Source organism: Paraburkholderia sp. FT54, assembly GCF_031585635.1.
GTDB lineage: Bacteria > Pseudomonadota > Gammaproteobacteria > Burkholderiales > Burkholderiaceae > Paraburkholderia.
On record NZ_CP134195.1, the window covers coordinates 3,480,721 to 3,495,783 of the forward strand.

Genomic DNA, 15,063 nt, shown 5'->3' on the forward strand with positions numbered 1-15,063 from the left:
GGCAGTCATGACGGACATCGCTGAAGCACACTCAAGCTATGCCGCGGACGACGAACGCGAAACACTCCGCCGCATCGTCGCGGGAGATCGATCGGCGTTCGAGCTGCTGATGCGTCGGCACAACCGGCGCCTGTATTGTCTGGCGCGCGCCACGCTGCGTGACGCGGCGGAAGCCGAAGACGCGCTGCAGGCGGCGTATCTGTCAGCCTACCGATCGATCGCCCGGTTTCGTGGCGATGCCGCGCTTCTCACCTGGCTGTCCCGTCTGGTGCTAAACGAATGCTATGGACGCCTGCGCCGCGCCGCTCGTCGTCAGAACGTGATTCCGATGGTGGACGCCAACACTCACGTCGATATCGATGCCATGATCGCGCAAGATTCCGATTCGCCAGAGAAAGCGGCCGCGCGCGCCGAGTTGCGAACATTGCTCGAACGCAAGCTGGATGAATTGCCGGAAGTCTTTCGCGTTGTGTTCGTGCTGCGTTCGGTCGAGGAAATGAGCGTCGAGGAGACCGCGCAATGTCTCGACATCCCGGAAGCGACGGTGCGTAGCCGGCATTTCCGCGCAAAGAGCCTGCTGCGCGAATCATTGGCGCACGAGATCGATCTCGCCGAGCGCGACGTCTTCGAATTCGGTGGCGCGCATTGCGACCGGGTGGTCGCCAACGTACTACGCCGGCTAGCCGACGAGGATGATCAGCCGTTCACTTCCGGTTGAGATGTGTTTGCAAGCCGTTGGCAGATGGGGAGAGTCGCCCATGCGCTGTCGATCCAGGTCGACCGGCCTCGTCGGCGCATTGCGCTGTGTCTGGCCAGTCGCGGCCATGCTCGCCACGTTGGCAATCTCGAGCGCCGAAGCGCGCGAGATCAAAGTCGTGTCGGGAACCTTTGGCGAGAACTGCGGCGCGTCACGAGGCAACGCGACCGCAGATCTCGCCCGCCAGTGCGACGGTTTGCAGACCTGCCGGTACGTGCTTCACGAGTCACCTACGCGCGCTCCATCCGTGCGCTGCCGCACGGACTTCCGCGCCGAATGGTTCTGCACCGACACCGAATTCCACACCGCCGCGCTCGGCGCTAAAGCAGAGCCGGGCAGCACACTCGTGCTGAATTGCGTCGAAGAGGCCGGCGCGGGCAAATAAGCGCCTTACTTCTGTGGACGAGTCCGCACGGCGTTCTGCGCCATCCACTTGATCCGCTCGCAGTCGGTCTTGACACGCGATGCGAATTCTTCCGGGGCCATGCCACCGACAGCAACAAGACGGATACCACCGGCGACAGCATTCGATAGCAGTACTTCCATTTCCTTATGATCGACTCCTGATCTTCCATGGCGGCACACCTCCAATCATTCCGCAAACAGCCGCACTGGCCAGGGATACTCCCTACCTTTTCCGCCATTTCACACTGACCTGTCTTGATTCGACTGCAGGATGGCGGTTTCGCGCGCTATGGCAGTGTATTGCGTTGACAATACACGGTGTTACGCTCAGGAAAGCAGCCTTCGCGGCAGTGAGCCGCCGTTCAGCGGCAGAATCAGCAGCCATAGAACACACCGCGAAGCGCGATTGCCTACGAGAGGCGAAAAACATCGCTGCGGGAGCGACTGCGATGCAAATCAAAACATATACCGTACTGACGCTATTGGTGTTTAGCAGTGCTGCTGTCGCATGGCAGCCGCTCATCTATCCAATTCGAAGTCAGAGCCCTTATCAACGCAGCATCGATGCCGCGATGTGTTACGCGACGGCGAACAAGCAGACCAAGGTCAACATCACCCGCGAACCGCAGATTCCACCGCGCAAGCCGGCTGCCACCAAAACTTCGTCGACCGGCGCGCCGTCGCGGCCGCCATTGCCACCTAGCACCTTTTCGTCCGCGCCGATCGGCGCGAGCATGCCGGCCGCCGCCGCCGAGCCGGGCGCGAGCGCGCCCGCGGCGACCACGGCGGCAACGGTGAAGGGCGCTTCGGCGACCACGGCGGCGAGCGCGCCGCCGGCAGGCACCACGACCACCGCCGCCACGGCGGCATCGGCGACGAGCGCGGGTAACGCTGCCTCGGAAACGGCGGCAGCGAGTGCGGCACAGATGGCTGCGGCATCCAGCGTGAAGCTGCCGCCTCTGCCGGCGCCCGAGCCGCCGATGACACAGTATTGGGCCGCCTATGGCGCGTGCATGCAAGCGCGGGGTTACGTCGTCGCACAGTAACCCCGCTTGCAAGCCTCGTTACGGTGCCTGATTTTTTTCTGATTGTGGCGCCGGCATTCGACGCCCCTTTGCGACACGGCGATGCTTAGCGACTTTACTTCCGATCAGCAGGATTCCTCCCGATGCGGGCACTGCGGTGTCCCGCTAGCCGGTCGCTTCGCGCCCTGTCCATCGTGCCATCGGCGTCCGGTCGATTCGCTCGGCGCACGCCCGGCGCCCTCGTTCAAAGTTCCGCTGAACGATCCGCTCGACGATCCGCAGCCGCTAGTCGATAGCCGTCTGCCGGTACGCAAGATCTGGAACCCGTCTTCGCGCGCGCTGGTCAATCCTTACGAGTTCGTCGAGGAGCCAACGGTCGCCGTGCCCACCTATCAGCGACTGCGTCAGCCCCTCGTGCTGGGCGCGTCGGTGCTGGTGGTGACCTCCGCGGTGTATCTGGGGTTCATTCATAGCAATGACTCGAAGGTCGGCACGCCTATCGAGGTTTCCGGCAAGGTGCAGACACAACATGTCGCGCCGCTCGCCGTGATTCCGCGGGAGCCCACGGCCACCGTCGTGCCGCGGCCCACGGCTGCCGCCTCACAGAAACCTGCGGCTGTCGTCGCCCAGAAACCCGCTGCCGCTACGCCCGCCGCCGCACCAAAGCCCGCGGCCACCGTGGCCGCGCAGCGCGCCACCACCGTCGCCGCCCTGCGATCCGCACCCGTGCGTTCGCCGCAGATTCCGCCACCGACCGCTTCGCCACCGCTTCCACGCCGCGTCGCATCCGTTGGACCCGAGGCGAAGCGCAATCCAGGCAGCCAGCCAGGCAACCCGCCGGATAAACCGCGCGCCGATGTGTCGCGAAATGTCAAAGCCGCGCGAGCCAATCTGCAGCAGAACAACCTGTCAGCGACCAAAGCACGCCTCGCGGCGGCCATCGCAGCACAACCGGATAATCGCGACGCGTTGAACATGCGCTCGACGGTAAACGCGCGCGAACAGCAGCGCGACGCTCTACTGAGCCTCGCGCGAGGCTGCGGATATATCGCGCGATGGACATGCGTCTCGCACAACGCCGGCACTGCGCTGCAGATCGATTCGAGCAGCAAGGAAGCACAGCGTCTCGTGACGCTTGCGCAGCGCGAAACGGAACTCCAGATGCCGCCGCCCGCGGAGCCCGCACCCGAGCCGCCGCCCGACACGCGCGACCTGACCAGCCATCATTGATGCCAGCGTCCGCTTCGAGCGGTCCATTGACAGAGGGACACGAGAGCAGGTGTGCACTGCGCCTTAGCGCGCCGACACCGCCAGACTCACCTGACGCGCGATCGCGCGATAGCGGTCAGCGGTATCTCTAAGCGTCAAGCCGACCAGCGAGCGCTCCGCCCGCGCTTGCCCTAATGCAACGATCACCGCCTCAGCATAGCACTGCACATTGCCGGTATCGACCAGTTGCACACCCGGAAATCCGCTCGCGAAAGCGAAGGCCGGAATCTTGCTCGCCACGATCGGCACGCCGGAAGCCAGCGCCTCGAGAAAAGCCACGCTGTGCGCCTCGGATTGCGACGGCATGACGAACACGTTCGACTCCGACAGCACAGTGGCGACATCGGTGCGCGGACCCGCCACCGCGACGCGCTCGGCGATGCCCAGCGTCTTCGCCAGCGCGATAACCGCGCGCTGATAGTCAGGATCTTCGATCACGCCGTACAACACGAGCCGCGCCTCTTTCTCCTGCTTGAGTACTTCGCTGAAGGCCCGCACCGTCAGCAGTTGATTCTTCACTGCCGCGTACCGGCCGATCTGCACCACCTGCGGCGCGCGGCCCTCGCGTTCCACGCCGTCGGTGAACGCGAAGCGCGCGAGGTCCACGCCGTTCGGCACGACGGTCATCGAAGGGTGCGGCCCGATGGCCTGCACGTAGTCCGTCACGCCCTGCTCCGAAACACTGATCACCATCCTGGCACGTCCCGACAGGACATGTTCGACGCGCCTGAACAGCGGCCGCTCGAAGTCGTTGGTCGCCGAATGCATGACGTAGACCACCGGCACGCGCAGCGGCAACGCGCGCGCGTAAAACGACGGAATGGTCGCGTGCGCGAAGATCACATCGGGATGAAACCGCCGCACGGCGCCGAACAGATGGCACAACTTGACGAACGGACGATGACGCCGCTCGGGAAAGAAGCATTGCACACCGTGGCTTTCCAGGCCGTTCCGCAAGGGCGCGAAATCCTCATGCGGCGGCAACAGCGAAGCCACGCACACCGCCATGCCCTCGGCACACTGATCGAGCGCAAGGTCCTTGGCCAGGACTTCAGCTCCCGACAGACGCGGCGCAAGAACCAGGTGAAAAACGCGCATCATGGCGTCCTTGCCATCAATGTCCTGAACAGCATCCACGCGGCGGCGCAGCCAAGGCCGAGCGTCATGGACCAGGCAATGCCTGTCACGCCCCACCAGTGAACGGCTGGAGGCGCGCTCAGCAGCAGCACCACGACCTGGATCGCCGACGCATGCACGGTCGCCTTCGCGTCGCCCACCGCGCGCAAATAAGCCACGAGCACCGCGATCAACGCGCCGATCGCCATATTGATCACGAGGATTCTGAAGAGCGGCACCGCCGGCAGCCACGCCGCGCCGAGAATCAGCGAAAAGAGCGGCTCGGCGATCAGCCGCAGCACCGCGACGAAAGCCGCGAGCCCGATGGCGATCACCAGCAGATAGATCTTGATGATGCGCGACGCCGACTGCGGACTGCGGCGATGGTGCGCCGCGAAGGTCGGAAAGAGGTATTGCGACATGGCGATCGCGGCGTCGGCGAGCAGCATCTGCGCGAGCCGCGACGACATCTGATAGCTGCCCAGTTGCGCCGGTCCGAGCAGCTTGCCGACCACGACCTTATCGAACTGGTTGAGCAGCAGGTTGATCACGCTGCTGGCCCAGATCCAGCGGCTGAAGCCGACATAGTGGCCGATGCCCGACCACACGGCGCGGATCGGCGGACGCGGTTTCATGGTCGCCCAGGTCAGCGTGCTTTTCAGGCTTTCGCCGGCCACGAGGCCGATCAGCACCGAGGACGCGCCGGCGCCGAAGTACGCGAGCGCGAGTCCGACCGTGCAATCGACGAACGACGCCGCGACCTCCACGCCGGCAATGTGCTGGAAGCGCCGCTCGCGCTGCACCACGTAATAAGCGGGTGACGCCAGACCGCGCAGCAACGGCAGCAGCGCCGCGAGCTGGATCAGGATCAGTGAGCCGTCCAGATGGAACTGGCTGCTCAGCACCGGGGCGAGCGCGACCAGCAGCAGCGAGATGAGCACGCCTCGCGCCGTCAACGTCGTCCACACCGCGCCGAGTTGCGAGCGCGATGGCGGATGCTCACCTTGAATGACCGCTTGCGCGAGGCCGGTGTCGGACAGCGCTTCGGCAATCGCCACCGCGAGCAGAGCCACGCTCACGCTGCCGATTGCCGCCGGCCCGAGCATCCTGCCAATCGCAAGAAATTTGATCGCCACAAGTCCACGCACGGCGAACTGCTGTAGCAGGACCCACGTCGCCGCACTCGCGCCGAAGCTGCCCGCTATCGAGAACGCCGGAAGCCTGATCGCCCGCAAGCTGTCTCTCCGTCGAATCGCAGCGCCGGTGAATCGGCCACGAACAGCGATTTTCACGCATCGCTGCGAACGCCGCCGGCGCATAATTAGTTAGGTTGCACCAGCAAGCTGGCGGAGTTTTTCAACGAATTCCATGCACGACCATACCGCGAGAGAATCGCCTACAACCGCCATCAGCTAGGCCGGTTCAGCCGAAGCCGACGCCCCCTAGTACGCTGAGCCACAAAGCGGGTCAAATTGGTGGTTCCACGGATTCCGGCGGTGCTAACGTTGCTCAGCTAGCGCCATGCCCGAACGGGCGCCCGGGCACTTTTTTCCGCAACGCAAACGGCTACCGACGCGATGGAACAAGACTACATCCTGATTGTGGAACCGAATCTCACCGGCCACCGCTGGCGATATGTCGAGTGGACCATGCAGGCCTGCGCGGAAGCCGGCTATCCGTGCATGCTCGTGACCGAATGCGCCAACGAAGACCACCGGCTCGCGCGGCAGATCACCGCCGCCAACCGCCCCGACCAGCAGATCGCCTTTGTCGATCCCGAGGAGCAGCCCCGCGGCCTGCGGCGCGATCCTAACGAATACTGGCGCTTTCACCGCTATTTCAAGCGCGTGTACTCGATCATCAGCCGCATGCAGTCGATCCGCCTCGTGGTCGTGCCCTACGTCGATTACTTCTTCTATTCGCTGCCGTTTCTCGGCTCGCCTTTCGGCAAGACACCATGGATTGGCATCACGATGCGCTCGACGTTCCATCATCACAAGGTCGGGATCAAGGCGCCTGATCGTCCCGTTGTCAATGCGATCAAGTCGCTGCTCTTCAAGCGCGCGATCCGGACCACCGGCCTGCGCACGCTGCTGACCATCGACCCCACATTGCCGGAATGGTCGGCGCGCAATGCGTCGAAGCACAGCGCGGCCATCGCCTACGTAGCCGACCCTTTCCCCGATGAACACGCGGAAAACCCCGTGCTGGCGCGCGAACGTCTGGGGCTCAATCCCGAGCAGCGCTATCTGCTGGTGTACGGCGCGATCACGGAACGCAAGGGCATCTACGAACTGGTCCATGCGCTGACGCGCCTCGAACATGCACCCACGCTGATCGTCGCCGGCGAGCAGGACACAGGCACGCGTCATTTCATGCGCAATCACGTACGCAGCCTCAAGCCCGCGCCGCTGGTGCTCGACGCCTTCATTTCCAACGATATGGAGCGCGATCTGTTCTCCGCGTGCGATGCGGTCTGGCTCGGCTATAAGGGGCATTACGGCATGAGCGGCGTGCTGGTGCAGGCGTATCGTTTCGGCAAGCCAGTGATTGCGACGGAAGACGGTTTGATCGGCTGGTTCAGCCGGCGTTGCGAGTTGGGGCCGATTTTGAGCGACCTGAGTTCCGCGTCGATCGGCCGTGCAATCACCGAGACCATGACCTCGTGGCCGCACGCGCCCGAAGGCGTGCCGTCCGCTCGCGAAGATCTGTTGTCACGGCATACGCTCGGCCAGTTCAAGCAGACCTTGCTGCAGCAGATGGCTTGATTCCGTAGCGGGCTCTTCAAAAAACACGAGGCGTCCATCCGTTCGATGGACGCCTCGTCACATGTAGCGTCGGTTATTGACCGGCTGCCGTGGCAGCCGGCCTTATGCTTGCGTGCTCAGGACAACTGGCCACCGGCGGCGGCAGCGGGCACTTCCTCGCGCACCGAACTGCTGCGCTTTTCGGGGAACAGCGCATTGCGCATCAGCAGGAACGGATACTCGATCGCACGCGTGGTCACATAGCCAATCGCGATCGCGATCGCAAACTGCGCCGCGAGCGCGACGACCCAAATGAGACTCGGCGCGAGACCCAGCGCGGTCGCCTTCCGGATCAGCATGTCGCCGGGTGCGAGCGCGAGCGAATGCCACAAGTAAATACCGTACGAATAGAGACCGATCCAGGCCACGCCGCGATAAATCCACGACGTACGCAGCGAGCCGGAGTACTCGAGCACCAGCACGATCAGCGCGGCGAATCCGAGCGCCTGAATCGTGTAGCCGATGCTTTCATCCAGCGCGAGGTTCTTGGTGGCGAAGGCGAGCCATGCGCAGAGCAGGACGACGCTGAAGATCAGCAGCCACTTGCGCTTGGCGAGCTGATGGTAGACGCCGGGTTTCATCCAGTAGATCGCGGAAAGAATCACGCCCACCAGCAAACTGTCGATACGGTATTGCGTGTAAGCAAACGCCCCATCGAGATTGCCGCCCGCCACGGCGAAGCAGCGCGCCGTGAGCACCACCGCGCAGATGCCGGTCAGCACGCCGACGATCGTCCATGCACCGAGACGCCAGCGCGCGAACATCAACAGAAGCGCCGGCAGCACCAGATAAAAGTGTTCCTCGACCGCCAGGCTCCAGGTCTGGGTAATCGACGTGCCCAGATAGTTCTGCAGGTGCGTCAGGTTCTGGACCAGGAAGGTATTCCACGGGTGACGCCCGGCCAGCACATGGAAGACGATCAGCACGTAATACGCGGGCCAGATGCGGAAAATCCGCCGGATGATAAAGCGTCTTGCGTCGACGTGGCCGGTTTCGGCGTACTGTCGGAGCAGCAGGCCGCCGACCAGAAAACCGCTCAGCGTGAAGAACAGGTTCACGCCTTCGCGGCCGAAATTCTTCAGCGGGTACTCAATAATCTGGATGAGGTAATTGCCGGTATGAACAGCATGAAAGTGAAAGCCCATCACCGCGATGATCGCGATGCCGCGGACGAAGTCGAGCTCGATCGCCCGTCCGGCCTTTGCGGGTCCCGCCCCGCCGAATAATTTCATGTTGTTCTCCCCCTATCGACCAGAGTTGGCGCTTTAGCGCCTGAATCTGGCCCCATGCAAGATGGTGGCTATCGTCTCTCTCGCGGGCGCGCGGCCCTTTTTGCATCTTCGGTGCGGGCAAGCGTGCGTGCGCGCCAACTTCAAGGCATTGGACGACAACATGAGCAAGTGTGCGCGCGTCTTGCAGAGCTTACGCTTTCCGCTGCCGCCAGAACCCAGGCAATGTTCGACGAATGCGGCCCAGCCAACTAACAGGCGTGCAGATTCCTTCAAAATAACCCGATGCGAGACCGTCCGCTATAGACCGACGGCGAAACGACGGCGACGGGGAGGAATCGGTAATGCGCCATCAGTATGCAACGCCCTGGATATGGTTTTTTTTGCTGCCGCTTGCGTTCGACTATAAGGCGACCGACGCGAATACGGGTCACTTCGCGCAGTTCATCTTCGTCCTGCCGGCGATCGCCGCAGGGGTTGCCCTCCTTCTCATCGCGCCGCGCTTTCACGAGCGCTCGAGGCTGCGCCTGACCGTCACGTGGAGCATGATCCTGTGCGTGTTCGGCAGCATCGTCGCGCAACTGGTTCAGGATAACGACACCGGCAACTATCTGCGGGTACTGCTGCCGTTCATCCTCTTCATGCTGGGCTATCTCGTGGCGTGCCGCCCGTGGAGCGAATTCCGCATCGGCCAGTTCGAAAAAGCCCTGTTCGTCGCCAACGTCATCAGCCTCGTGTTCACCCTCGGCTACGGCATGGCGACGGGCGGCGATCTCGACGACGTGCGCTTCCGCATCCTCTCCGTGACGTTGCTGGGTTTGCAAGGCGTGTTGCTCCACGAATTCGTCGTGGCAAAGCGTTTTTCGCTGTTTACCGTGGCGGTCTTCGGCCTGAGCGTCGTCATCGAATTGCTGAGCGTAACGCGCAGCGTGATGGTCGGCACGGTGCTGCTGTTCCTGATCGCCATGGGGCTGAGCGCGCCCTCGATTCGCCATATCTGGCGCGCGATGAGCCGCACCATCATCATCGGCGCCGTGCTCGCCGGCATGGCCGGCGTCGCGGCCCTGACTTTCCCGACCGTCGCCGAGCACTGGACGCAGCGCATTTTCTTCTCCGAGGAAACCCGCTCCGGCAAGGATCCGACCACGGTCACGCGTCTCGCGGAAATGCGCGACCAGTACGACCAGGTGACCGCGCAGCCCGAGACGCTATTGTTCGGCGAAGGCTACGGCCACTACTATCGCTACTCGCCTGTCTATCTGCCGGATCTCGCCGGCCAGATCAGCGAGAAGGACTTTTACGCGATCAACGAATGGGCCGCGGGCCACAACTTCTGGGTCTATCAGTTCTTCGCGGGCGGCCTGCTGTTCGGCGTCGGCATGCCGTTGGCCACGCTCGCCGCGTTGGCGATCTGCTTCTTCTCGTATCGCTACTGGCGCTCCGTCGTGCCCGACGCGCCGATGTTGCCGGTGCTGGGGCGCGCCATCATGCTGTTTGCCGCGTTGCCGGCCACTTCGATCGGCGGCAATCCGCTCGGGCCGCGTTTTTCAGGGCTGATTTTCGGCGTCGCGCTCGGCTTGATGATCGCCACCCACGCGCGTTTGCAGCGCGCGCTGCCGGCGCGCGTAAGGCGCTTGCGCAGGCCGCCGTATATGCGCGCGGAAGCGATGCCGGAACTGCCCGGCCGGATCCGGCCTGGCATGGGCCGCGCCGACCTGGCGTCGACGCTCGGCATGTCGCGCACGGCCGGCTCCTCGTCCGACGCCGGCCAGTTCGGCGCCCTCGTCCCGCATACGCCGCCCAGGCATCGCTCCAACCGACCGAATATCCCCCGATGAAAATTCTCCACCTGCTTGCAAGCGTCGACCCACGCGCCGGCGGCCCCGTTGAAGGCGTTCGCCGCAGCGGCACGGCGATGCGGGAAGCCGGACACGAGATCGAAGTGGCGACCTGCGATGCCCCCGGCGCCCCCTATCTTGCGGCCTTCCCCTTTCCGGTCCACGTCTTCGGCCCGACCAGGGGCCGCTACAGCTTCAGCGAAAGCCTCGCGCCGTGGCTCGCCGCCAACGCGAAGCGCTTCGACGCGGTGATCGTCCACGGCTTGTGGCAATACCATGGCTTCGCGGCATGGAAAGCGCTGCACAAGAGCGAGGTGCCGTATTACGTGTATGTGCACGGCATGCTGGACCCGTGGTTCAAGGAGGCCTACCCGCTCAAACATCTGAAGAAGTGGCTGTACTGGCCGTGGGCCGAGTATCGCGTGTTGCGCGACGCGCGCGCCGTCATCTTCACCACCGAGGAAGAACGCACTCGGGCGCGCCGGTCGTTCTGGCTGTACCGCGCGCATGAGCGGATCGTGCCGTTCGGCACGACAGTGCCGCAACTCGAAGCCGCGCCGTTGCGCGAGACCTTCCTCAAAGCCATACCGAGCTTGCGCGGCAAACGCATCGTGCTGTTTCTCGGCCGCGTGCATGCGAAGAAAGGCTGCGATCTGCTGATCGACGCTTTCGCGCGCGTTGCCAGCCGCGATCCGACGCTGCACCTCGTGATCGCCGGTCCGGACGAAACCGGCTGGGCGTCGACGCTACGCACCCAGGCGCAAGCGGCCGGCATCGCGCATCGCGTAAGTCTGCCCGGCATGCTGCAAGGCGACCTCAAGTGGGGCGCTTTTCATGCGAGCGACGTGTTCGTGCTGCCGTCGCATCAGGAGAATTTCGGCGTGGCGGTGGCCGAGGCGCTCGGCTGCGGACTGCCGGCGCTGATCTCCGACAAGGTCAACGTGTGGCGCGAGATCGAAGCCGACGGCGCGGGACTGGTGGCCTCGGACACGGTCGACGGCACGCAGAAGAATCTGCTGCGCTGGCTCGAACTCGACGACATGGCTCGCGAGGCGATGCGCGCGCAAGCGGCCCAGACATTCAATGCGCGTTTCCGTGTCGAGACCATGGTCAGCGCGCTGACGGCCTTGCTCGAAAACAAAGGCGGTCACGACGACGTGCGCGAAAACACGCTCACCACGCTGCGCGAAGCAACCCAACCAGGCCGTTGACACGCGAGCCGCCGATCGCCGGCGGCATTGCGCAGCTTCATGAAACCCGCAACCCAGCGAAGATGGCGCGCACCTGGCGCGCCATCTTCGCTTGCCTTGATCACACGTTCACTGCTCTTTCATCAACGGCGTCAAGGTGGAGGCCGCGATCGGCAGCGTGTCGACTTGCGGCGGCGCCTGAAGCGACATGGTGGCGCTGTTCGCGGCTTCGGCTCGCGTGCCGGCTACCACGTCCGGCACATCCAGCTGCTGCATCAGATGGCCGGCGAGACGCAGCGACAGCGCGGCAATCGTGATGGTCGGGAAGTTGGCGCCGACAGTCGGAAACACCGAGCTGCCGCCAATGTACAGATTGCTGATCCCATGCACCTTGCAATCGCGATCGACCACGCCTTCGCGCGGCGAATCGTGCATGCGCGTGGTGCCCATGTGATGCCACGTGCCTTCCAGCTTCACTGGCCACGTCCGGCCTTCGAGCGGCGCATCGAGCGTGACATCCGCCACGTTCGCCATCTGCAATTCCTGCGCGAGCAACTGGAACGTTTTATCGAAAGTGCGCTGCACCTGTTCGCCGAGGCGCCACTCCACGCGCACGCGCGGCATGCCGAAGTGGTCACGCTTGTCCGCCGACAACGTGACGCGGCTGTCCGGATTGGGCACCGCTTCGACGATGGCCTGCAGCGTCACGTCGGTGATCAGCGCGGGCCATTGCAACAGCCGCGTCAAACCGAACCCGACAGTGTGCAGCGGGTGCGCGATCATGGTCTCGATGTCGCGCTTCAGGCTGCGGCCCGGCTGGTCCTTGCCCATCAGCGCTTCCTTGAAGCGGATCAGCGCCTCGGAACCCGCGCTGCCCTCGCCGTACCATTTCGAATAGAGCCACACGCGCGAATTGAGCAGCTTCTCGCGTTCCATCCACTCCTGCTTCGGCGCGAACTGGGACGAGATCTTCGTGCCGTGCGCCGAGACGGCCGCATTCTGGTAGTGATACTTGATGTCGTACAGCTTGTTGCGCGCGATGCCCGGACGGAAGCGCACTTTGCCCGACATCATCCGTGGGTGATCCATGAAGTAGCGGCCGACCAGATCGTTGGCATTGCCGAGCCCGGCGGCCTGCACATTGTTCGACGCAAGCAGCAGGCGCGCGTTTTCGATGCCGCCCGTGGCGAGCACGAAAATCCTCGCCGTCATCGATATCCTGCGGCCGCTGATCGTGCCTACCTTCACTCTGGAAATTGCCGTGCCTTGCGCATCGGCTTCGATATTGAGCACGTTCGCATGGAGGAACACCCGCACCCGCGTCGAGCGCGACAGTTCCTCGCGATACACCTTGCCGAAACGCACCGGCGGGCTGAACTGCGCGACGGTATCGCGCATGTCGCCGGTGGCGAGCGGCAACCGGCGCACGTCGTGGCGACCGATCTCGCGCTCCCAGTAAGCGGGGTCGAAATTCTCCGGGCCGAGCTTCAGCAATTCATGCGTGCGCGCGTAGTAAGGCGCCAGTTCATCGAGGCCGAAGGGCCAGCCGCTGTGCGGAATCCAGTCGCGCTTTTCGAAGTCCCAGGGATCGAGCGGGCGGCACCAGCCGCCCCAGCAGTTGCTGCTGCCGCCGAAATAGCGGCTGCGCGAGCCGTCCGCGAACGTGTAGGGAAGCCCGATGTTCTCGCCGCGATAGAGGTCGCGGGTCGCGTCGTCAGGTCCGAAACCACCGCTTTCGAGCACGCAGGCGTCGATACCCGCCCTCGACATTTCGAGCGCGAGCGTAATGCCCGCGACGCCCGCGCCGATGATGCAGACCGTCGTTTCAATGACCGTGTTTTGTTCAACAGTACGCGTATCGATGAACATCCGCTGCTCCCCATCTTCTTCACGCATTTGCTCAGCGCGCCACGGTGCGCCAGCCGGAGCTGGCAACCAGGTCACGCAAACGTCGCAACCGGAACTTGCATGAGTGCTGCCGCGAACGCGCTCATCGTGCAGCGCGGCAATCCCATTGCGGCAGCCGACATTCCGGCAAAACGACCTCGGCCTCCCCAGCGTATGAACGCTGTGGTTCTTTGTCTGTGGTTCAGGTCACGGAGTCGAACCGTTTCCTGATAAAGCGGCAAGGATTTCCGCCGTACACACCCTCCGCTTCGAGCGAACGATGCACGACTGACAAAGGTGTCACGACCGCCGAACGGCCGATCGTCACGCCCATTTGCACCACGCACTTCGAAGTGATCCAGACGCCGTCCTCGATGATGATCGGCGCGACATGCAAATCCATCGTGGTGCTCATGTCGTGAGAGCCCGCGGTGAGGAACGTGCCTTGAGAAATGCACACGTTCGAGCCGATGCGAATCAGCGTCTGGTTGTAGATCCAGACATCGACACCGAACCAGCAGTTCTCGCCGACCTCGAGATTCCACGGTGCTTTCACGCGCACCGGATGCACGAACCGGCAACCTGTACCGATCGTCGCGCCGAAGAGACGCAGCAACGCAACGCGCACAGCTGAGAACGGCAGCAGTTTGTTGTTGATCACACAGGCTTCCAGCACGAACCAGATCAGCTCGATCAGCGCGCCGCGCTTGGCCTGATAGTTTCCTTTTCCGGCCTGACCCAGATCGATGACGCGGCCGTCCGCGCGCGCGCGCTCGGCTTGCGGCATGCGCCCGACGTGCGGATCGTCGGCTATGTTACCCATCAGCTTTCTCCGAACCACGAACGGTGGTAAACATATGCAGGCATGCCAAGCAACTGCTTACATTATGTTGCGGCGCCTGGCGCGGCTTCGCCCAGTGGCTGTGCAGGCAAGCGTTTTGGCGGCTACACGCGTACTGGTTGGCGCACGATAGCTTTATCCCGACAGCATCTCCCTGGGGAATAAGATGATGACCTTGCTTCGACACACGACTACCTGGACGTTTCTCGCAATCGCCTCGTGCGCGGCGCCGGCGTTCGCGCAGAACGCACCCAATGCCGCCGGTGCCGCCCGTCCTCCCGCCGCGACGGCGGCCAACGGCTACGGTCTGAACGCACAGCTTCCCGCCGACCGGCGCGCCGCGCATCGCAGCAGCGAGCAGGGCTTTCTCGGCGCGCCGAACCCATACGGCAGCAACGACGCGCAAGGCAATACCAACGACGCCCAACGCGCCGCGCTGCTCGACACGCAACGCATGACGGTGCTGGGCGGCGACCAGGCTGCGCAACCGGCGGTAGGCAAAGGCAAGGGTCAGCGCAAAGCGCCGGCTGCTGCCAACGGCCAGGTGCGTGTGGCCGGCCAGCCGGGACGTCCGAATGCTGCCGACGGTCTGACGCCCGAAGGCGCCGCGAGAACCACCTATGCCGACCCCTACGCCAGCAAGCGGGGTGTCTACCGTTCTCCGTGGTGATATCGCCTTCATGACAGGGCCGCGTGCCG

At 63.8% G+C, this 15,063-nt stretch carries 13 protein-coding genes; 8 read left to right on the forward strand and 5 right to left on the reverse strand.

From position 1 onward, the window contains the following. Positions 1-7 precede the first annotated feature (7 nt). The 4 genes from RI103_RS16065 (at position 8) to RI103_RS16080 (ending at position 3,417) form a co-directional block, all read left to right on the forward strand. Entirely contained in the window at positions 8-718 is a 711-nt protein-coding gene (locus tag RI103_RS16065; RefSeq protein ID WP_310812914.1) for an RNA polymerase sigma factor, read from the forward strand. Between the two features lie 40 nt (positions 719-758). Then, positions 759-1,142 carry a hypothetical protein gene (locus tag RI103_RS16070; protein ID WP_310812915.1) on the forward strand — a complete coding sequence of 128 codons (384 nt, stop codon included), beginning with the start codon at positions 759-761 and terminating at the stop codon, positions 1,140-1,142. A gap of 469 nt (positions 1,143-1,611) precedes the next feature. Next, on the forward strand, positions 1,612-2,208 hold the full coding sequence (locus RI103_RS16075; RefSeq protein ID WP_310812916.1) for a hypothetical protein: 597 nt from the start codon (positions 1,612-1,614) through the stop codon (positions 2,206-2,208). An 81-nt stretch (positions 2,209-2,289) separates the two neighbouring features. Beyond that, a complete protein-coding gene (locus RI103_RS16080; RefSeq protein WP_310812917.1) occupies positions 2,290-3,417 on the forward strand; it encodes a hypothetical protein in 1,128 nt (375 codons plus the stop codon). Positions 3,418-3,480: 63 nt separating this feature from the next. Here RI103_RS16080 and RI103_RS16085 read toward each other — a convergent pair whose 3' ends face one another. Further along, a complete protein-coding gene (locus RI103_RS16085; RefSeq protein ID WP_310815258.1) occupies positions 3,481-4,554 on the reverse strand; it encodes a glycosyltransferase family 4 protein in 1,074 nt (357 codons plus the stop codon). After that, the gene (locus RI103_RS16090; RefSeq protein ID WP_310812918.1) at positions 4,554-5,807 is read right to left on the reverse strand and encodes an oligosaccharide flippase family protein; all 1,254 of its coding nucleotides are present in this window, start codon (positions 5,805-5,807) and stop codon (positions 4,554-4,556) included. Before RI103_RS16090 ends, RI103_RS16085 begins: the two co-directional genes overlap by 1 nt. Before the next feature lie 342 nt (positions 5,808-6,149). Here RI103_RS16090 and RI103_RS16095 point away from each other — a divergent pair, with 342 nt between their 5' ends. Beyond that, positions 6,150-7,340, forward strand: coding sequence for a glycosyltransferase (locus RI103_RS16095; protein ID WP_310812919.1), 1,191 nt, complete (start codon positions 6,150-6,152; stop codon positions 7,338-7,340). A gap of 116 nt (positions 7,341-7,456) precedes the next feature. Here the strand turns inward: RI103_RS16095 and RI103_RS16100 are convergent, their stop codons facing one another. Further along, the gene (locus RI103_RS16100; protein ID WP_310812920.1) at positions 7,457-8,611 is read right to left on the reverse strand and encodes an acyltransferase; all 1,155 of its coding nucleotides are present in this window, start codon (positions 8,609-8,611) and stop codon (positions 7,457-7,459) included. Positions 8,612-8,952: 341 nt separating this feature from the next. Between RI103_RS16100 and RI103_RS16105 the strand changes: the two genes are divergently transcribed. Continuing rightward, positions 8,953-10,446 (forward strand): hypothetical protein, encoded by a 1,494-nt coding sequence (locus tag RI103_RS16105; protein WP_310812921.1) that lies wholly within the window; start codon positions 8,953-8,955, stop codon positions 10,444-10,446. After that, the gene (locus tag RI103_RS16110) at positions 10,443-11,657 is read left to right on the forward strand and encodes a glycosyltransferase (RefSeq protein WP_310812922.1); all 1,215 of its coding nucleotides are present in this window, start codon (positions 10,443-10,445) and stop codon (positions 11,655-11,657) included. Before RI103_RS16105 ends, RI103_RS16110 begins: the two co-directional genes overlap by 4 nt. Positions 11,658-11,765: 108 nt before the next feature. Here RI103_RS16110 and RI103_RS16115 read toward each other — a convergent pair whose 3' ends face one another. Both RI103_RS16115 and RI103_RS16120 read right to left on the reverse strand, forming a co-directional pair. Beyond that, positions 11,766-13,505, reverse strand: a complete 1,740-nt coding sequence (locus RI103_RS16115; protein ID WP_310812923.1) for a GMC family oxidoreductase — start codon at positions 13,503-13,505, stop codon at positions 11,766-11,768. A gap of 220 nt (positions 13,506-13,725) precedes the next feature. Continuing rightward, a complete protein-coding gene (locus tag RI103_RS16120; protein ID WP_310812924.1) occupies positions 13,726-14,346 on the reverse strand; it encodes a DapH/DapD/GlmU-related protein in 621 nt (206 codons plus the stop codon). A gap of 184 nt (positions 14,347-14,530) precedes the next feature. Here RI103_RS16120 and RI103_RS16125 point away from each other — a divergent pair, with 184 nt between their 5' ends. After that, positions 14,531-15,034 carry a hypothetical protein gene (locus RI103_RS16125; protein ID WP_310812925.1) on the forward strand — a complete coding sequence of 168 codons (504 nt, stop codon included), beginning with the start codon at positions 14,531-14,533 and terminating at the stop codon, positions 15,032-15,034. Positions 15,035-15,063: the final 29 nt, after the last annotated feature.